This is a genomic window from Trichocoleus sp. DQ-A3, assembly GCF_039961975.1.
In the GTDB taxonomy this organism is placed as follows: domain Bacteria; phylum Cyanobacteriota; class Cyanobacteriia; order Cyanobacteriales; family FACHB-T130; genus FACHB-T130.
In genome coordinates, this window is sequence record NZ_JAMPKC010000004.1 from 195,209 (window position 1) to 213,839 (window position 18,631).

At 46.5% G+C, this 18,631-nt stretch carries 18 protein-coding genes; 9 read left to right on the top strand and 9 right to left on the bottom strand.

The genetic code is table 11. From position 1 onward, the window contains the following. Positions 1-568: 568 nt before the first annotated feature. Positions 569-1,444, top strand: a complete 876-nt coding sequence (locus NDI44_RS09645; RefSeq protein ID WP_190415232.1) for a DUF5895 domain-containing protein — start codon at positions 569-571, stop codon at positions 1,442-1,444. Between the two features lie 137 nt (positions 1,445-1,581). Here NDI44_RS09645 and NDI44_RS09650 read toward each other — a convergent pair whose 3' ends face one another. The 4 genes from NDI44_RS09650 to NDI44_RS09665 form a co-directional block, all read right to left on the bottom strand. Then, positions 1,582-2,778: a murein transglycosylase A gene (locus NDI44_RS09650; protein ID WP_190415233.1), complete on the bottom strand. Its 1,197-nt coding sequence runs from the start codon at positions 2,776-2,778 to the stop codon at positions 1,582-1,584. 27 nt (positions 2,779-2,805) lie between these two features. Next, positions 2,806-3,066, bottom strand: a complete 261-nt coding sequence (locus NDI44_RS09655; protein ID WP_190415235.1) for a hypothetical protein — start codon at positions 3,064-3,066, stop codon at positions 2,806-2,808. A 230-nt stretch (positions 3,067-3,296) separates the two neighbouring features. Then, the gene (locus tag NDI44_RS09660) at positions 3,297-4,067 is read right to left on the bottom strand and encodes a hypothetical protein (protein ID WP_190415237.1); all 771 of its coding nucleotides are present in this window, start codon (positions 4,065-4,067) and stop codon (positions 3,297-3,299) included. A gap of 63 nt (positions 4,068-4,130) precedes the next feature. Continuing rightward, positions 4,131-4,508, bottom strand: a complete 378-nt coding sequence (locus NDI44_RS09665; protein ID WP_190415239.1) for a Mo-dependent nitrogenase C-terminal domain-containing protein — start codon at positions 4,506-4,508, stop codon at positions 4,131-4,133. Positions 4,509-5,322: 814 nt separating this feature from the next. On the opposite strand from NDI44_RS09665, the gene NDI44_RS09670 reads away from it, so the two are divergent. After that, entirely contained in the window at positions 5,323-6,177 is an 855-nt protein-coding gene (locus NDI44_RS09670) for a WecB/TagA/CpsF family glycosyltransferase (RefSeq protein WP_190415241.1), read from the top strand. Positions 6,178-6,238: 61 nt separating this feature from the next. On the opposite strand, the gene NDI44_RS09675 is transcribed toward NDI44_RS09670, so the two are convergent. The 3 genes from NDI44_RS09675 to NDI44_RS09685 all read right to left on the bottom strand — a co-directional run bounded on the left by NDI44_RS09675 (position 6,239) and on the right by NDI44_RS09685 (position 9,023). Then, a complete protein-coding gene (locus NDI44_RS09675; protein WP_190415243.1) occupies positions 6,239-6,655 on the bottom strand; it encodes a secondary thiamine-phosphate synthase enzyme YjbQ in 417 nt (138 codons plus the stop codon). Between the two features lie 15 nt (positions 6,656-6,670). Beyond that, positions 6,671-7,759: a glycosyl transferase gene (locus NDI44_RS09680; RefSeq protein ID WP_190415245.1), complete on the bottom strand. Its 1,089-nt coding sequence runs from the start codon at positions 7,757-7,759 to the stop codon at positions 6,671-6,673. A gap of 67 nt (positions 7,760-7,826) precedes the next feature. Then, the gene (locus NDI44_RS09685; RefSeq protein ID WP_190415247.1) at positions 7,827-9,023 is read right to left on the bottom strand and encodes an aminotransferase class V-fold PLP-dependent enzyme; all 1,197 of its coding nucleotides are present in this window, start codon (positions 9,021-9,023) and stop codon (positions 7,827-7,829) included. Between the two features lie 391 nt (positions 9,024-9,414). Here NDI44_RS09685 and NDI44_RS09690 point away from each other — a divergent pair, with 391 nt between their 5' ends. From NDI44_RS09690 to NDI44_RS09700, 3 genes are all read left to right on the top strand, one after another. Next, a complete protein-coding gene (locus tag NDI44_RS09690; RefSeq protein WP_190415249.1) occupies positions 9,415-9,612 on the top strand; it encodes an NblA/ycf18 family protein in 198 nt (65 codons plus the stop codon). Between the two features lie 153 nt (positions 9,613-9,765). Beyond that, positions 9,766-12,111, top strand: coding sequence for a DNA helicase PcrA (gene pcrA / locus NDI44_RS09695; RefSeq protein WP_190415251.1), 2,346 nt, complete (start codon positions 9,766-9,768; stop codon positions 12,109-12,111). Positions 12,112-12,160: 49 nt separating this feature from the next. After that, positions 12,161-12,721 (top strand): GNAT family N-acetyltransferase, encoded by a 561-nt coding sequence (locus tag NDI44_RS09700; RefSeq protein WP_199292347.1) that lies wholly within the window; start codon positions 12,161-12,163, stop codon positions 12,719-12,721. Positions 12,722-12,763: 42 nt separating this feature from the next. Here the strand turns inward: NDI44_RS09700 and NDI44_RS09705 are convergent, their stop codons facing one another. Then, a complete protein-coding gene (locus NDI44_RS09705; RefSeq protein WP_190415253.1) occupies positions 12,764-14,035 on the bottom strand; it encodes an FGGY-family carbohydrate kinase in 1,272 nt (423 codons plus the stop codon). Between the two features lie 149 nt (positions 14,036-14,184). On the opposite strand from NDI44_RS09705, the gene NDI44_RS09710 reads away from it, so the two are divergent. The 3 genes from NDI44_RS09710 to NDI44_RS09720 all read left to right on the top strand — a co-directional run bounded on the left by NDI44_RS09710 (position 14,185) and on the right by NDI44_RS09720 (position 16,390). Then, on the top strand, positions 14,185-14,388 hold the full coding sequence (locus tag NDI44_RS09710) for a ChaB family protein (protein WP_190415255.1): 204 nt from the start codon (positions 14,185-14,187) through the stop codon (positions 14,386-14,388). Positions 14,389-14,522: 134 nt separating this feature from the next. After that, the gene (locus NDI44_RS09715; RefSeq protein ID WP_190415257.1) at positions 14,523-14,711 is read left to right on the top strand and encodes a hypothetical protein; all 189 of its coding nucleotides are present in this window, start codon (positions 14,523-14,525) and stop codon (positions 14,709-14,711) included. Between the two features lie 29 nt (positions 14,712-14,740). Next, on the top strand, positions 14,741-16,390 hold the full coding sequence (locus NDI44_RS09720; protein ID WP_190415259.1) for an alpha/beta hydrolase: 1,650 nt from the start codon (positions 14,741-14,743) through the stop codon (positions 16,388-16,390). Positions 16,391-16,490: 100 nt separating this feature from the next. Here the strand turns inward: NDI44_RS09720 and NDI44_RS09725 are convergent, their stop codons facing one another. Beyond that, the gene (locus tag NDI44_RS09725) at positions 16,491-16,616 is read right to left on the bottom strand and encodes a hypothetical protein (RefSeq protein WP_277877671.1); all 126 of its coding nucleotides are present in this window, start codon (positions 16,614-16,616) and stop codon (positions 16,491-16,493) included. On the opposite strand from NDI44_RS09725, the gene acs reads away from it, so the two are divergent. Further along, positions 16,615-18,588 carry an acetate--CoA ligase gene (acs, locus tag NDI44_RS09730; protein WP_190415261.1) on the top strand — a complete coding sequence of 658 codons (1,974 nt, stop codon included), beginning with the start codon at positions 16,615-16,617 and terminating at the stop codon, positions 18,586-18,588. The genes NDI44_RS09725 and acs overlap by 2 nt on opposite strands. Positions 18,589-18,631: the final 43 nt, after the last annotated feature.

An 18,631-nucleotide genomic window follows, 5' to 3' on the forward strand; every position in this document is an offset into this window, starting at 1 on the left:
ATAAAACCAACGAAGTTTTATCAATATCAATATCTTTGGTAAAGGATAGTAAATATTAACCCTTCCTGGCTGCTATGCAATAGTCAACCTGTCTTTGCATCGGATATTTTGAGACAAGTATCTGTAGTCTATGATACACGTTTGGTCTAAAAATCTACTGAAAAAGCAAAAATTTGTCTGTGATGCAAACAGGGTATATAGAGTAGATGCGAAAAGGGCACAGAAGAAAAGTGCGATCGCTCCTTTACTGAATTGCTTGCCCTTTTAACCACGCTTTTCAATCCGTTTGTTGAGAAAAATCCAGCAGCAACTCCCCCAAATCTTCTCACTGGACAACCGTTCCTGCACTCAGAACGCAAAGAACCTCTTCCTAATGTGCTGGTTCGATCCTAGCAAGCTGTTCTAAGAAACACTGCTTCTTGCTGGCATTCAACTGGAGTAGGGGTGTCAATAAAGCCGGTTAGCTGCACTTGTGTTACTTTTATCATTTCTACGGTATCTTTTCGGATATCACCACTTGCTCCAGACTTGTAAACTTGATCAGCACACGACTTGGATGCCTAAGACCATGAACGCATCTGCGAATTTTGACTTCGACGACGACAAGTTCAACGCACCACCTTCTCAAGTTATCCCTTGGTGCCAGATGATCAATCCTCGATATGGGAAAACTGGCATCCAGCCGCACGGATTGGCAATTAAGCTAGATAACGCTAATGCGGTTGGCTTTAAACCGGATGCCACTTGGGACCAGGTGCAGCATGAGTTTAGCACCGGAGTCGAAACGCTGTTTATCACTACTACCCCCCGCTTAGTCATCGTGCGGCGGGGTCCATTGTCTGTGAAAGACCGTGAAACTGGGATGAAATTGGGTACGTTTAAAGATAACTACGATGCTTTTTTGGCAGACAAGCTCAAGTTTAAGACATTCACTCGCCACTTGATTTTTTTAGTGGGGGAGAAACAAAAGCTTTTGCATCACTTGCCATTGCAATTGACGGTGAATGGTGCAGCAGGTGCTAGTTTTGGAAAATCCTACTGCGAGATGAAACAAGGTCAAGTCGTCGGTGGATTTATTGCTGAATTGGAAAAGGCTTATGCTCAGTATCGAAAGCAGCCTTTAACACCAAAAGGGCCGTTGTTTCATGCTCATGGAATTTTTTGTCCGTTAATTGAAATGGAGGAAAGGGGCAGTGGCACAAATACGGCTCTGGTGGCTAGTACAGTAGATTATGAGCATCCTACTGCTAAGAATTTAACAGAATATCTAATTTCTTCCAGTTCTGAGGAGTCTGTGCTTATCTGCAAAACTTTTGAGGAGTACCAAGACTTCGGAAAAGAAAAACCGAAAGAGGAAACCCCCGCGCCCAAAATGGAGATGGCAGGGGTGTCTAGTTCATACGATTATCACGATGAATTTGAGTACGGCGAACCTCCTTATTAAATAGGACACAAGGAAAGAGTAAAAACTTAAAAAAGGCAAAAGTAACAAGTTTTTACTTTTGCCTTTTTACTTTTAATTTCTAGGTAGGATTAGGACGCGATCGCCTCAATTTCTTAGGTTGCGGGATGCTAAAAGATTTACTGTTTTAGCAGCAGGTAATACAGTTGCCCATTGCCGCCGGTGACACCTGCGCGATCGCCTGCCCGTTTACCCGTTCCGATAAAATAATCTACGCGACCGGGACCTAGAATTGCACTTCCCTTATCCTGGTCGAGTACGTAGCGACTCACCAGACGCTGTTCGATCTTACCGGCACGATTAAAGTAGGGAACTCTTGTATGAATTAAAGCTAAGGCACCCGGAGGCATCAAAGATTTATCCGTCGCAATCGAACGCTCAGCTGTCACCGGCACCCCAACGCTTCCCATCGCTGGGGCACCATTGGTTTCGTTGAAGAAAACAAAGCGCTGATTGCGCGGGATATAGTTACTCAGCTCTAAAGGATTTTGCTGGAAGTATTTGATCAGCACAGGTAACGTCAGACCGGATAGGGGCAGTTTGCCATCTTTAGCGAGTTCTTTCCCAACACTGGTGTAGGGGTAATCGGTTCCACCCGCATAACCGACCGTCATCACGCTTCCATCGGTCATCTGGAGCTGAGCAGAGCCTTGGATTTGCACCAAGAAGGCTTCCAGGCGATCGCTCATCCAAGCGATTTCTAGCCCTTTTAGCGGACTGTTCGCTCCCAGCAAGCCATCCTCCCCTTCTAGCTGAACCCGTGTGGGGTGGGGTTTGGGCCAAGAGTTGAAGTTTGACGGCATCCCATAGAGAGGATAACGATGCTCTGCCGTCTGCTTGCGGCTGGCTGTATAGGTTGGTTCGTAGTAGGCGGTGTACTGAACGTTCCCCTTGTTGTCCTTGCCTACAGACTGGTACAAGACAAACTCACGCTTGATTGCAGCTTGCAGTTCGGCAGCCGAACCAGAGTTGAGAACTAGCTGCCGAAAGCGCACTAAAGATCGGCGGACGCGATCGCGGGTGATTCCCGGCACCGGATACTGCTGGTAGGCTTGAGCGGCACTGTTTGTCTGTAAATATCGCAGACTGTTATCAATCGAGGCGATTAAAGCTTTTCGGTCTCCGGCTTGACCGTTTTGCCCCCAGATTTGCTCATCAAGTCCCAGTGCATCTGACCGGCAACAGACGAGATTTAAAAGGTTTGAGTTGACTGGTATCAGCGGAACGGACAGGGGATCTTTAGCGAGGGCAGGCAAAGTGACATTTCCCAGAGTTACACCAAAACTCAGGGACAGTAAAGCCAATGTCTTTCTCATTACTTACACCAAAAGGGAAAGTGATAGCTATTCGTAGTCACTTCTATCGACACTTCCGGCGAAGACAGGTTCCACTCGGATTGCCCTAATGCTGACGGGACGTATAACCATGTACTCGCCCTGGATATTTTTGATCGGCACACTGATAAAGTCCGTGGAGGCGGCTTTGGGCATCAGCTCGCCGCTGTACCACTTCTGAAACTCTTGAATGGTTGCAAAACGCACTTCTGCTTTGTGACCACCTTCTATCATCAGGTGTACAGCGTATTCGGTGGGAGTTCTCGGCATACAGTCGATTGATTTTCAATCCGTCCTGATTATTATGAGCTGAGAATGGTCGAAAATAACAGGCTATTTCTACAGAATTTTCTCAAAAGGTCATTCGTTATTAGTCTGTAGCAACCAACGAATGACGAATAGCACTGGCTTCAGAGCCTTGAATTAAAATTCAGGCTTCACGGCTAGAACCTGTTTTCACAGGTTGAAATTTATATACTGTAATGACCAGTGACGAATGACTAGGAAAATAGATTAAACCGATGCAGCAGGGTTTCTAGCAGGGGCGGTAAAGTTTGATGCAGTTCCGACGCACTGTTAAACAACAGTTGTTGATGGTTGGGAAGGTCAAAGGGAAACTGTCCCGACATCTCCGAACGCTCCATTTGAGCTAGCAGAATTTGTTCAGAACGCTTACTTTGAAAGGCGTAGCCAATTTCTACACAAACATTCGGACTGGGAATGAGTAGGGGCGTTTCTTCCCTGGAAATGCTAGTGATAGGTGTCCCATCAGCAACAAATAGCAGACTCTTCCGAATTTTTCGCATCTGCGTGGTGTTGAGGCGATTTGAGGCACCTGTGGGGCGGTTGGATACTTCTAGCGTCAAAGGAAGACGCGATCGCGTGTTTAATGCTTCTAGGGCGTTAGCCAGTCCCTCTCGCAGGGCTTCACTCGACGCCGCATATTCAGTCTGATGGCAGAGGAAGATAATCGGTTCCAGATTCGCCATCACCGTCTGTTTAGTGAAATAAATCTCGTGGCTTGTCAGGTCAATGTTGGAGATTATGTAGCCACCGCTGCCTTCGATGTAAAACTCTACCGATTCCCCTTCTAGATAACGACCAAACCAAGCTGAGCGCTTAACATCCTGGCTGTCTTCTAAAAAATCTGCCCGTAATCCAGACTTCAGCAAGCTATTTTTGCTCAATCGCAGATCGTGGGGACGTTTCTCTAATTCTTTAATCGGCTCATACTCTTGGAGATACCAGCCTCTCAGGGCAATGATAGCCATGATGTCTTATCAATAATGCACAGAATCTTCACGTCTTTAATTTAAGACGCCTGAGAAGGAATCTTAGCAGTATGCGGTGACATCTTCTCCACATTCATCTGCTAGATAGCAAAGTGCCCGGAAACGTAGGCTTACGACTTCTTCGTAAAGCGGATTCAGCTTGCACATTGGAGGAATGTGAAACAGGGTGCGACCAAATACTTTGATATCGCGCTCAAAGGGGCACTGGGAGGGGATTGACTTGCACAGGCGATGAGCGAGTTCGCGATCGCGCACTTGTATGTTGTCAATCCATTCGCGCAGAGGTTGCAGGAAGTTCAACCGCGTCCGTGCTTTTGTGGGTTGTTGAATCGGGGCTACCTTTTGGGAAACCTCTTCTTGAGGCATCCAGAACCAGCTTGTCAGGGAAATATTTTTTACTGTATACTGGGATACATTCATGATGCTTCTCCTGTGTTGCGTTTTCAAGTCTTCAAAAAGCTAAATTTAACTGTCTGTCCTTTATCTACAACTGCGACTCTGCTTTTACCGGATGCTGGCTGTGAGATTTGAGCGTTTCTAGAAACTTTGACCGTTAGACTTACTTAATCATTGACGCGCGATCGCTATTTTTTGTTCTTTGCTCGGTTAATCTCGGATGCCGACTTGACAGACAAAAGGCTTGTGAGAACTCTTCTGTTATCATCCTCCCTAATTTCCTGTCTATATTGCGTGAGGAACATCACTGAATATTTGTGAGTGTCCCTTCCAGGTTTCAGTGATTACACGCATATATTGCCACTGCACTCTCGCATAAACTTGTCTGCATAAAGGCTGTAAGGTCTGTGGTTGCTTTGCTTTCGGCAAAAATGCCCCTACACGCTTCGCGGCTCGCTCGCTTCCTAACTTTTCTTAGAATCAGAGCCATTTATTTTCCTTTAACGACGAGAAAATAATCACTCATTGAAAACTCTAAGGAGAAGTGAAAGAACCTAGCCAAGTTGATAAAATCATTTCCCGTCTACCAATTTGAATTCAGCAATTTTGCTGATGAAATAAAAAATAAAAGTTGGTAATAAATTACCTATTTCACTGAGGAATAAAAAAATAGAGATAGAAATCTTAAGCTACAGCTAGTTGATTCAGTTTTTGCCCTATTTTCAAAGAGCAATACTTAAAAATCATTAAAAATAAATTTCGTAAAAGTACTTGCAAAGTTATACTGCAAAGGTAAATTATGATCGCTCTACAAAATATATGTGAGTTCAAGGTAAAGATGAACACCCGAACTTTAAAAACAACTCCAATTAAGACAAATATATTGGGAATTGGAGTCAGTCGTACTAAATATAAAGACTGTACGGATTTGATTATTCAAAGTGCCCAATCACGCCAATCTTGTACCGTTGCAGCAGTGAATGTCCATAGCATTACCTCCGGTTATCTTGACCCAGACGGTCATGGTTATCAACTCAATCAATTTACTCTAGTTGCCCCTGATGGTCAGCCGGTGCGTTGGGCGCTCAATCTTCTTCGTAATCGTGATGAAGAGATACTCCCGGAGCGGGTGCGGGGTCCAGAGCTAATGTTAAATATTTGCGAACAAGCTGCTGCTAAAGAAATAAGTATTTTTCTATATGGCTCTACGGAAGCAGTTCTGGAAACTTTACAGAAGAATCTACAAGAAAAATTTCCCAGATTGATAATTGCCGGGGCAGTTTCTCCTCCGTTTCGCCCTTTAACGCCGCAAGAAGATGCGGCATACACTAAACAAATTCGGGAATCTGGCGCGGGAATTGTCTTTGTTTCTTTGGGTTGTCCGCGCCAAGAAGCATGGGCTTTTAATCATCGCCATCAGCTAGATTGTCCGATCGTTGCGGTGGGTGCTGCTTTTGATTTTCATTCTGGCAACATTCCTGAAGCTCCGTTTTGGATGCAAAGCTTGGGTTTAGAATGGCTTTTCCGCTTTTTACAGGAACCCAAACGCCTATGGAAGCGCTATTGGTTACTGAATCCTCTTTATTTGATTCTCTTGGGTTTACAGCTGCTCAAATTACTTCCTGTCGAGCAAGACTCAATAGAAGTAGAAACCAGCAGCGCTGAGCGCCACCCAGAAGCAATCAATCGCTAGTTACAAAGTTGTGTCGCAGTTACGGATTGAAGTCACTAGCGTTTTGGAACGCTCATCTAGCTTAGTCACCCGCGATGTGAACAACAATTTCTCGATAATGACCGCGCTGCCGATGTTCCCAAATATAGATTCCCTGCCAGGTTCCCAATAGCAATTTACCGCCAGCGATAGGGATTTGTTCAGAAGTATGAGTCACAGCAGTGCGAATGTGAGCTGGCATATCATCAGGGCCTTCCGCATTGTGGAAGTAGCGATCGCTTTCCGGCGCGAGTTTTGTTAAAAAGTTCTCTAAATCTTTGAGAACATCTGGATCGGCATTTTCTTGAATCAGCAGACTGGCTGAGGTATGACGCAAAAACAGGGTGCAAAGTCCAGTCTGTATACGCGAATCTGCAACGATCGCTTGAACTTTGGGCGTAATTTTGTATAAAGATTTGCCAGGAGTTTGAACAGTCAGGATCTGTTGGTAATGAGTCATTGCGGCTCGAAAAAATTAACGGTTTTGGAAATAGCTGACGACAGCACGGGCGATCGCTTCGGTTCCATCTGTCGCCACCATCTGAGATTGATGGGGTGGAAGCATTGGTTGATGCAAAAACTCCCAGTTGCTTTGGAAGAACTCAGCAGGTTGTAGAATTTGATGATAAGTATGATTTTGGATGCCTTCAAGCAGCAGAGGCGCTTCGGCAAAATCTTCTCGTGTTAGCGTCACAATGGGTACTCCCAATCGCAAAGCTTCGGCAAAAGTGCTGTATCCAGGTTTGGAAACGACGCGCCCGCATATTGGCATAAAATCGACTGGGCGGTAAGATTGGTCTGTAATTTTTATAAGATTCGGTAAATTGGGTGCATTCCGGTCAAAGGTGATAAATTGCCAATCGGAAAACTTCAGCAAATTGTTGTAGGGAATTTCTTGTAACCCTAAACCGCCAAAGGTGAGCAAGATGGTTTGCTCGGTTGGTGTGGTAATTCCCCATTGAGATCGTAGTGCGTCTGCGCTGTGGCGAGGAGTGCCGCCGGTTAAACCGACATCGACGATCTGTGGGAAAGCGCTCATCGATTCGTGGAAGGGCAAGCGAAACAAGCGATCGCACTTTGCATAACATTCACTCATCCAATCCGCAATTGCATTAAATTCTCCTCCCCACTCCCGATAGATAAAATCCCAGCCAAAATTACTCAGCATCCAACAAGGAATCCCAGCGGCTTTGCCGATTGACGCTGCCAGCGGTGGAATATCTGCCAAAATCAAACCCACTCGGTTTTGACGGATAAAGTTTACTTCACTTGCAATTATCGATTTCTCTTGGGCGCGAATTTGTTGCACTTTTTCCAAAGTCGCAGCTTTATCCATTGCGAAACTATCAGCTTGCACAACGCCGATATCAAAAGCGCGGGGGCGATGAATAAAATCCCCTGGAATATAAGATTCTAGTAACCAACGGGGTGCTGTTGTTACCAGAATCAGCAAAATTTCTGGATACATTTGCTGAACCGCCGCCGCGACGGATGCCGCCCGGACTGCATGACCAAAGCCATGATTGGTGATAGCGATGTATAAAATTGGGTGTTTAGCAGTCATTAGTCAGTAGTCAGTCATGATTAGTCATTAATCTAGTTGCCAATTCCTAAGGTCTAATGACCCGTGACTACTGACTCAATTTTTGAATGGCTTCAACAAGTTGGTCAATGTCAGATGGCAGGGTGAAATAGTGAACGCAGGCGCGTACACAGTCGGGATTGCGGATTGTCCGAACCAGCAAGTTTTGATTTTCTAAAGATTGTACTAATTGCTGGTGATTGCCCCCTCCTGAAAGCTGGAAGGAGACAAGACCGGATTCTGGCGGTGCATTTCGCAGACATTTGATGTGAGGAACTTCGGCTAAACGTTGCCAGAGGTATTGGCTCAACTCTAGGATTTGTTGGAAGCGAGATTCTGGGGTTCCCCATTGCTGATGAAGAGCGATCGCTGCCCTAAGCCCAGCATAGAGGGGATAGGCAGAAGTCGCTACTTCATATCTTCGCCCATCCGGTTGCCAGCCAATTGGTTGACCGGATGAATTGGCGATAATGCTGCGCCAGCCAATAAACGTGGGATTCAGGCTTTCTAAAGCTTCCGGTCGCACGTACAGACCACCGACGCCTTCTGGCCCGCACCACCACTTGTGACCTGTGAAAGCATAAAAATCAATCCCCAATTCTGTCAAATTTAACGGCATTGACCCCACGGATTGAGCTGCGTCCACCAAAATTCTGATGGGGGGATTCTCGGTGGAATGGTTGCGGCAGGCGGCAGCAATTTCAGCCAGCGGCAAGACTTGACCCGTGTTCCAGAGGATATGACTCAGCACGACCATTCTGGTCTTGGGGCGCAGATATTCTGCGATCGCTGCTACGGGATCGCCTTCATTCAAAGTTCCCATGAGCGGACAGCAGGATACTTCAATGCCAAAGCGTCGTTGGAGTTCCTGTACGGTTGCCACAATGCCTGGATGTTCGCAGTCAGAAATTAGCAGATGGTCTCCTGCTTGCCAGTCCATGCCCCAAAGGGCGATATTGCAGCCGACGGTGACATCTTCAGTCAGGGTAATGGTTTCGGTGGGAACACCCAGAGAAGACGCGATCGCAACTCTCGTTTCCGTTGCCTCCCGTACCACCCAGGTACCTACCTCATTGGAGAACGGCCCCACTCGCTGCACGTATTCATAGGATTGGAAAATAGCATCCAAAGCTGCTTGGGGCATCGGACCTTGACCGCCATAGTTGAAATACGCTTTATTCACTAGAGCTGGAAATTGCTGCCGATGCTGTTCTAGCAGCGTTTGTCCTGAAGAAATGCTCGTCATAGTATCAATATTAGACTTCACTGGAACAAGGAATTGTCACTTCGTAGCTTTGCTGGATACGGCAGCAGAGGCGTTGCAATTGGTTATCGCTGTAACGGTTGCTAGATAATGTTAACTTATTTAAAATTTTGCATAAATCCGGTGCGTTGACTTGACAAGTTTACAAGAACGTGAATCAAATTTCACAAAATCTCTTTCTCAGATTTCCCTTGTATGCAGGCTACAAAATGGCGTTGAGTGTCGGTTAAGTTGCTATGCATCTAATACCAAGTTTTCTTTTTGATGCTACACAACATTTAGAACCCAGTTATTTCCCTAGCAAATAACAAACAACAAGGGAGAATCAAAAATCGGTTCAAAGTTCATCTTATAACGAGTAAAGGAACTCGCTATGAATCAGCCAATTGAATTATCTTTAGAGCAAAAATTCAGTATTAGAAGCTTCTCAGACCAAGTGCAAAATATGTCCCGCGAACAAGCACAGGAATTTTTGATTATGCTGTACGAGCAAATGATCGTCAAAGAAAATATGTACAAGTCCTTTCTGAAGCACGAGTGGGGACTTGATTCAGGCAAAATGTCTGCATGAATCTTATCCGTAGTGCCACATTCGGGATGAGAAGTTAATGCTGGGCGATCGCACTCTCTTAAGCGAGGGGCGGCAATGGTGGTCAACCAGGTTAGGTAGTATGGGATAGCCTTGCTAAAATACGCTCTTGCGTCGCATCCCTCCAGTTGAACCATGACCACCACTACTGACTTCCTTAGCCACCTCAACCCCTCCCAGCGCCGCGCTGTTGAGCATTTCTGCGGGCCTTTGCTGGTTGTTGCCGGTGCTGGTTCCGGCAAAACGAGGGCGCTGACTTATCGAATTGCCAATCTCATTTTGAAGCACCGGGTCGATCCGGAAAATATCCTGGCGGTGACTTTTACCAACAAAGCCGCACGGGAGATGAAGCAGCGGATGGAAAAGCTGTTTGCCGAACAGCTTGCTGAAAAAGAATATGGGAAGCCGCTGACAGCGTTACCAGCGGATGAACAGACAAGATTGCGATCGCGCGTTTATAAAATTTACATCAAAGACTTATGGATTGGGACTTTCCACAGTCTGTTCTCTCGTATCCTTCGATACGATATCGAAAAATATCAAGACGAAAGAGGACGTAAGTGGAGCCGCAATTTTTCTATTTTTGACGAATCCGACGCTCAAAGTTTGGTGAAAGAGATTGTTACCAAACAAATGAACCTGGATGAGAAAAAGTTTGAGCCGCGTTCGGTTCGTTATGCCATCAGCAACGCCAAGAATCAGGGATTTTCCCCCAAAGAATTTGAGGCGGAACAGGCGAACTATCGCGGACGGGTAATCTCGGAAGTTTACAGCAAATACCAAGATAGACTGGCAGAAAATAACGCGCTTGACTTCGATGATCTAATTGCGATTCCGGTAAAGCTATTTCAACAAAACGAGCAAGTCTTGGGTTACTGGCATCGAAAATTTGGTCACATTTTGGTAGATGAATATCAAGATACAAACCGGATTCAGTACGATTTGATTCGCCTGCTGACGACGAATGGAGAAACTAGAAAGAATGAGTGGGATTGGAAAAATCGCTCGGTTTTTGTCGTCGGTGATGCGGATCAATCTATTTACTCTTTCCGCATGGCAGATTTCACCATCTTGCTGGAATTTCAAGAAAACTTTGGGGATGGTTTGCCGGATGACGATACGCGGACGATGGTAAAGCTGGAGGAAAATTATCGCTCTAGGGAAAATATTCTCCAAGCGGCAAATAAACTCATTGAAAATAACACTCAGCGGATTGATAAAATTCTCAAAGCGACACGCGGGGCAGGCGAACAAATTTTTTGTCACAAAGCCGACAACGAGATTACAGAAGCTGAGTTCGTCGTGCATCAAATTCGCAACCTGAAACATAAAGATCCAGAGTTAGACTGGGGGAGTTTTGCGATTCTCTACCGCACGAATGCTCAATCTCGTGCTTTTGAAGAGTGCTTGGTGCGTGCGGGTGTTCCCTACAACATTGTTGGGGGTTTAAAATTTTACGACCGCAAAGAAATTAAAGATGCGATCGCGTATCTGCGGCTCATTGTGAATCCAGCGGATGCGCTGAGTTTGTCGCGAATCATTAATACTCCACGGCGCGGTATTGGCAAAGCGACCTTGGATGCGATCTCGGATGTCGCCCAAGAATTAGGCGTATCGATGTGGGAAATCCTCAAAGACGAAACCTCTGTGAAGACTTTAGCTGGACGGGCGGCGAAGTCTATTAACAGTTTTGTGCAGATGATTTGCCACTGGCAGCTACAATTGGACACTCTGCCAGCTTCGGAAATCGTGCAGGGAGTGATGCAAGATTCTGGTTATATTCAGGATTTGAAAAGTCAAGGCACCGACGAATCGCAAAACCGATTGGAAAACGTCCTCGAACTCAAAAACGCTGTTCTGCAATTTGAGGAAGAAAACGAAGATTCAAGCTTAGAGGGTTTTCTCGCAAGTGCTTCCCTATCTTCTGATTTGGATGATGTGAAAGAAGAGCGATCGCGCTTGTCGCTGATGACGTTGCACTCTGCCAAAGGACTAGAATTTCCAGTCGTCTTTTTAGTAGGAATGGAGCAAGGATTGCTTCCTCATACTCGGACTCTCAACGATCCGGCGCAGCTGGAAGAAGAACGCCGCCTCTGTTATGTGGGCATCACCCGCGCTCAAGAACGACTCTATCTCACCCATGCCCGCGAACGTCGCCTCTGGGGTTCCCGCGAACCAGCCATTCATTCTCAGTTTCTCAAGGAGTTACCCGCAGATTTGCTGAGTAGTAATTTACCCAAGGCAACTGCTAATAGTCGCGCTGGTATGGCGTCAACATCTCCGAGACAAACATCCAATGGTGCCAGCAGTCTAGGGCAGAATTGGAGCGTGAGCGATCGCGTCCTCCACAAAGCGTTTGGTGTCGGTCAAATTACGAACATTTTCGGGCAAGGAAGCAAAATTACTCTCGCCGTGAGATTTCCTGGCATCGGTATAAAAATCATCGATCCTAAGATTGCTCAACTGCAACGAGCGGAATAAACAGTCAGGAGAGCTGATTCATTCAAAACTCAAAACAATTGATTGAGTCGTGAGTAAAATCGCCCCAAAGGAATACCACTCGAAAACTGGAGATGTTGTTACAGTCCGGAGTGCCTTGATTGAGGATGCAAAAGCTCTCGTCGATCTTCAATTTTCAGTCGCTCAGGAAGGCAAGTATATGGTGACTGAGGCTGAGGAATTTAACTTAACCAAATCGGAGGAAAAAGAAACAATTGAACAGCATTCTCAGCAACCAGGACAACTTTACTTGGTGGCTGAGATTGACAACACAGTTGTCGGATTTGTTGAGTTTGAGAACGGAAACCGAAGACGCACCTCTCATAGTGGGATACTCTCCATTTTTGTTGGCAGAGAATGGAGAGGAAAAGGCATCGGCTCGTTTTTGCTGCAAGAACTGCTTGATTGGGCAGCTAATGAGCCGCTGATAGAAAAAGTGACTCTAGCAGTATTCTCTACAAATCGCAGCGCGATCGCTCTCTACAAAAAATTCGGTTTTCAAGAAGAAGGAAGATGTCCCAAAGATATGAAATTAGCATCTGGAAAGTATATCGATAGTGTATTGATGTACAAATTTGTAAAGGAAACGTAGAGACACGATATATCGCGTCTCTAGATACTAGGAGAGGAATTCTCACTTGATATTGAGTCCGCGCATAGCTAATAACGCCGAACCATAAGCAGCGGCTGCGTGCATTGGCGGAACAATTGGCACTTGCAGATGACGGGCGCGAATTGTTGTCCAAGTGGGATTTTTCGCACCGCCTCCAGCCGTATAAATGCGAGTTAGAGGAGTGCTACCGAGTTGTTGTAAAAGTTGATACCCTCGTGCTTCAATACGGGCGATACTTTCGAGCAAACCGTGTAGAAATTCTACTGGGTTATCTGGACGCGGTTCCAGTCGTGGCGATAGATGGGGGTCGTTAATCGGGAAGCGATCGCCTTTTTTTAACAACGGATAATAATCCAGCAAACTTTCTTTTTCTGCATCAATCTGACTGCTGAGGCTTTCTAATTCAGCATCGGTGAAGAATTTTCGCAGCACAGCACCGCCAGTATTAGAAGCACCGCCGACTAACCACAAATCGCCCAAACGATGGCTGTAAATTCCGTATTTTGCATCATCTACGCGAGTGCGACTTAACAGCTTCAGCACCAGCGTTGAACCGAGGGAGGTACTCGCTTCACCGGGAGACTTTGCACCGCTAGCGAGAAAAGCCGCAATACTATCAGTGGTTCCAGCACACACTACGCAATCTTTGGGTAATCCCAAGTTAGTAGCAATTTCAGGTTTTAATTCAGCAACAGGTGTCCCTGGGGCAATAACTTCAGGAAGATGAACGGGTAACTTGAGATTTACTAACCATTCTGGATAACATGAATTTTCAACATCGTAGCCTAATTTTAAACAATTTTGATAGTCACTTATGCCCAGTTTTCCATGTAATAAAAATGCCAGCCAATCTGCCTGATGAAGGAAGTAATAATTTTGAATTATAGGAGTAGACCCTTGTACCTGCTCTGAATTTTGAAGCAACCATAAAAGTTTGGCGAGGCTGGAGGTAGCGCTTAATACCGTGTGGTTTGGGGGCGCAATTTCCTGCAACTGCGCCATGACTTCCACCCCTCGCGCATCGTTATAGAGGATAGGTTCAGTAACAGGTTTACCAGCGTCATCGCACAGCAGCACTGTGGAAGAAGTTCCATCGATAGCGATCGCTTTAATTTCCCCGCGTACTTCCAAAGGGATTTGCTCAATCAAGGAAAACAAAGCTTTCTCCCAGCTTGCAGCCAATGCCACTCCCTCAAAGGGATATTCCGCCTCAGCTTGGATCGTCCCATCCGCGTGAATTGCGACGGCTCGTGCGCCAGAGGTGCCAAAATCAATGCCAAGGTAGAGGTTCATAATGAGATTATTGATTCAGGTTCTAGAGAGACTCAAGTTATTTTATTTGCTATCTCTAGTTAATTAAATTAGAAAATAGGTCTTTAGAGATAGGATTTTAAAATTTTAAAATTGCAAGTTAGTATTACATGAATCAGGTGATTAAATTTATGCCTTATAAACAAACTGACGAATTACCAGATTCGGTAAAAAATCACCTACCCAAGCACGCCCAAGAAATTTTTCTCGCTGCCTTTAACAAGGCTAACGAAGAGTATACAGAGGAAGAAACTGCCTTCAAGGTTGCTTGGAGTGCGGTAAAGCGCGATTACGAAAAGGGAGATGATGGGAACTGGCATAAAAAGCCGGAATAGATATGACAACAATAAAATCAGGTTTGGCTGAATGGAGCTTATAGGGAGCTTTTTCCAGGTAAATGGGCGCAATGCGCGATCGCTCTCTCATGTTTGCGAGCGATGCGTAGAAAATAACATCGACTGGTTTATCGATGCGATCGCCTCCTGAAGAGCCAGCTGAAGCCGCTCAAGCAGAAGTGGCAACAGCTCAAGCCGAAGCTGCTGCGAAGCAACGAACAGCACTTCATGCAAACGCGATCGCAGTAGAAAGAGATGCGATCGCGCTTATTAACATCTGCAAACAACTCTGGAGTCCCGATCCTCCAATGGGTAGACAATAGTGCTTCATACCCCAAGTACAGAGGTCATAATGTCTGAACCCACAAGAAGTCCCCAACCAATCATTTTGATTCGTGGTTTTGGCGGACTCGACGTTTCCGACGAGAAAAAAGATACCTACCAGAGATTTAATGTTGGTACTGTTTACCCTCAAAAACAAGGTGAAAACTACATCTACGAGGGGCTAATTCTGCGGTTTATGAAGTCGAACTGGAAGTACCAAGATACCACTAACGTCGTCGGGTACTACGGTAAAACTTATGCCTACGAACCGCTGCTACCGGAGAAACTGAAGCGCTCCACAGATAAGGATATCGTGGAAAAATTTATGCGCTTAAAGGAGTTGGGCTATTTTTCTGGCAATAAGATCATTATCGACCCCGGCATGGCGCTACATCTGCTGGAAACGGTTGAGCAACCCTGGCAAACTCTCTGGGTATTTCGTTACTACGACTTGGACGAGCGAAAATTCAACGTGTATGGTGAAGCACTGGTTCGCTTGATCGACTTTATTCGGGAACTTACAGTCCAAAAGGAAGGCTTTAAGCCCAAGGTGAATATCATTGCCCATTCAATGGGTGGACTCATCGCACGCGAGGCAGTTCAACGCACTTATCCAACCTCGAAGCAACAGAAGGCAGAGAATTACATTAACAAAATTGTCACCCTCGGTACGCCGCACCAAGGCATCAGTTTCCAAATTCTCAAAAATTGGATCAATATTAGTGCGGAAGATGAGTTAAAGCATTTTAATCCTGATTTTCAAAAAGACCCTAGAAATGATGCGGCTTTCGTTAATTTTCACAACTATTTTCCCGCAGAACGACTGCTGACAGTGGTTGGAACAAACTACCGTAGCTACGACGCCGCGATCGCATCTCGGTTAAATCGCGCTTTCTCTCTAGAGGGCGAGTATGGGGCAAACTACAATCGCAGCGATGGTTTAGTCAAACAAACTTCGGCGCAAATCCCCGGCACACCGCGCACTTTCGTCCACAAGTGCCACGGGGGTGACGACTCGCTGATTACTTCACGAGAAGCGTTTGAAGTGGCAACCCGCTTCTTTTTTGGGAACTTGCGATCGCGTCTGCGCTTGGTGAAGGGAAAAGTTACTCGTGGTAAGGATTTCTTCGGCAAGAGCGAATTTTTTCTGGGCGTTTCTATCAAGCCGCGGGGTGTAGATTTCGAGCTTTTCCATCAAAGTAAAGATGCCGAAAATTGCTATGGCCCCTTTAGTCAAGTTGATCCGCTTGACAAAAATGTTAACTTCTCGGAAGCCAATCAGAGTCTCGGCTTTCCTTGGGCAGATAATAACAAACTCATCTGGCAAGGGTACCTCGACACGAAAAAGAGCCTCACTGCCAAAGACATGGTGTTGCGCGTAGAATTTTACATTGGCGAACGCGATCTTTATGGCTTTGGTTTCTCGGACAACAAGATTTTCAACAAGCAATACTACGTTCGTGCCTTGCTACCAACCACTCTACAGCCCAACCTGAAACTCTACCTCCACGCCGATGAACAGTTTATGCGGGAAGGCTTCCAGCCTTCGCCGCAGGAGGAGATGCAGAAGGTGAACGGCGGCTGGCAGTTTGATGTCAGAGAAACCGGGTTCGAGGGGACTTTCCGGATCGAACTGGATAGAATTCCCGAAAATGGGCTGCCAATCCCGTTTGTATAGGCAATTCTTGTTACCTCTCCCCAACATCTCTCCAGCATCGGAGAGCTTTCAATTGTCCTCCTTCCCTTGTAAGGAAGGGGATTAGGGGGTTAGATGTATCTTAAGTAGCGATCGCAGAGTGGGGGCTGAGGACAGTTTGCTTTTCTTTACGAAACTCACAACACTTTTGGTCGGATCTACCTCCAGAATGGTTTTGAGTAACAACGCCGATTACAGCAATCATCATGTCTCAGCCCACAATAGAATCCATCCTTCAAGAAAAACGCTTATTCCAGCCACCGGCTGAATTTTCACAAAAGGCACATATTAAAAGCCTGGAGGAATACCAGCAACTTTATGACCGCGCCAAAGCCGATCCGCAGAAGTTTTGGGCAGAACTTGCAGAACAAGAGTTGCACTGGTTCCAGAAGTGGGATACGGTGCTGGATTGGCAACCGCCTTTTGCCAAGTGGTTTGTGGGTGGTAAAACAAATATTTCCTACAACTGTCTGGATAGACACTTAACTACCTGGCGCAAGAACAAAGCCGCTTTAATTTGGGAAGGGGAACCGGGAGACTCGCGCACCCTGACTTATGCCCAGTTGCATCGGGAAGTTTGTCAATTTGCGAATGCGTTGAAGCAGTTGGGGGTGGAAAAAGGCGATCGCGTCGGGATTTATATGCCGATGATTCCGGAAGCCGCGATCGCAATGTTAGCTTGTGCCAGAATTGGTGCAGCCCACAGCGTCGTTTTTGGTGGTTTTAGTGCCGAAGCTTTGCGCGATCGCTTAATCGATGGACAAGCCAAAGTAGTTGTCACGGCTGATGGCGGTTGGCGCAAAGATGCGATCGTTCCTCTCAAAGATCAAGTTGATAAAGCTTTAGCTGATGGCGCTGTCCCCAGCGTGAAAAGCGTCCTAGTTGTCAAGCGCACCGGACAAGAAATTTATATGCAGGTGGGGGGACGCGACTATTGGTGGCATGAGATGCAAAAGACTATCTCCGCCGATTGTCCCGCCGAACCGATGGACAGCGAAGATATGCTGTTCATCCTTTACACCAGCGGTAGTACCGGCAAACCAAAAGGCGTTGTGCATACCACGGCTGGTTACAACCTCTACACCCACATGACCACCAAGTGGATTTTTGACCTTCAGGATACCGATGTCTATTGGTGTACCGCTGATGTCGGTTGGATTACTGGTCACAGCTACATTGTGTATGGCCCCTTGTCCAACGGTGCCACCACCGTAATGTACGAAGGTGCGCCGCGTGCCTCAAATCCTGGTTGTTTTTGGGATGTGATTGAAAAGCACGGTGTCAACGTTTTTTATACCGCACCGACTGCAATTCGCGCTTTCATCAAGATGGGCGAAGAGTTACCCAACGCCAGAAATCTCTCTTCCCTGCGATTGCTGGGAACGGTAGGCGAACCAATTAACCCGGAAGCGTGGATGTGGTATCACCGCGTAATTGGTGGCGAAAAGTGTCCGATTGTCGATACCTGGTGGCAAACTGAGACGGCTGGGATTATGATTACGCCGCTACCTGGGGCAATTCCCACTAAGCCCGGTTCTGCTACCCTTCCCTTCCCTGGAATCCTTGCTGATATTGTGGATTTGGAAGGCAACACAGTCCCCAACAGCGAAGGCGGCTATCTAGTAATTAAGCACCCTTGGCCTGGGATGATGCGAACCGTCTACGGCGACCCCGATCGCTTTCGCCGCACCTACTGGGAACACATCCCCCCCAAAGATGGGCAGTATGTCTACTTTGCCGGAGATGGTGCCAGACGCGATGAGGATGGTTACTTCTGGGTGATGGGGCGTGTGGACGATGTGCTGAATGTGTCAGGACACCGCTTAGGGACGATGGAAGTGGAATCCGCTTTAGTTTCTCATCCTGCCGTTGCTGAAGCTGCGGTTGTGGGGAAACCGGATGAACTCAAAGGTGAAGAAGTAGTAGCTTTTGTTACTTTAGAAGGTACGCATAGTCCCAGTGAAGAACTGAGCAAAGAACTCAAAAAGCACGTTGTCGCGGAGATAGGCGCGATCGCGCGTCCCGGCGAAATCCGCTTCACCGACTCCTTACCCAAAACTCGTTCGGGTAAGATTATGCGGCGACTGCTGCGAAATCTCGCTTCCGGTCAAGAAGTCTCCGGCGACACCTCTACGCTAGAGGATCGTGGCGTCTTGGATAAACTCCGAGAAGAAGCGTAATTTTTTTAACGCAAAGGTACGCAGTAGGGCAGGTTTTAAACCC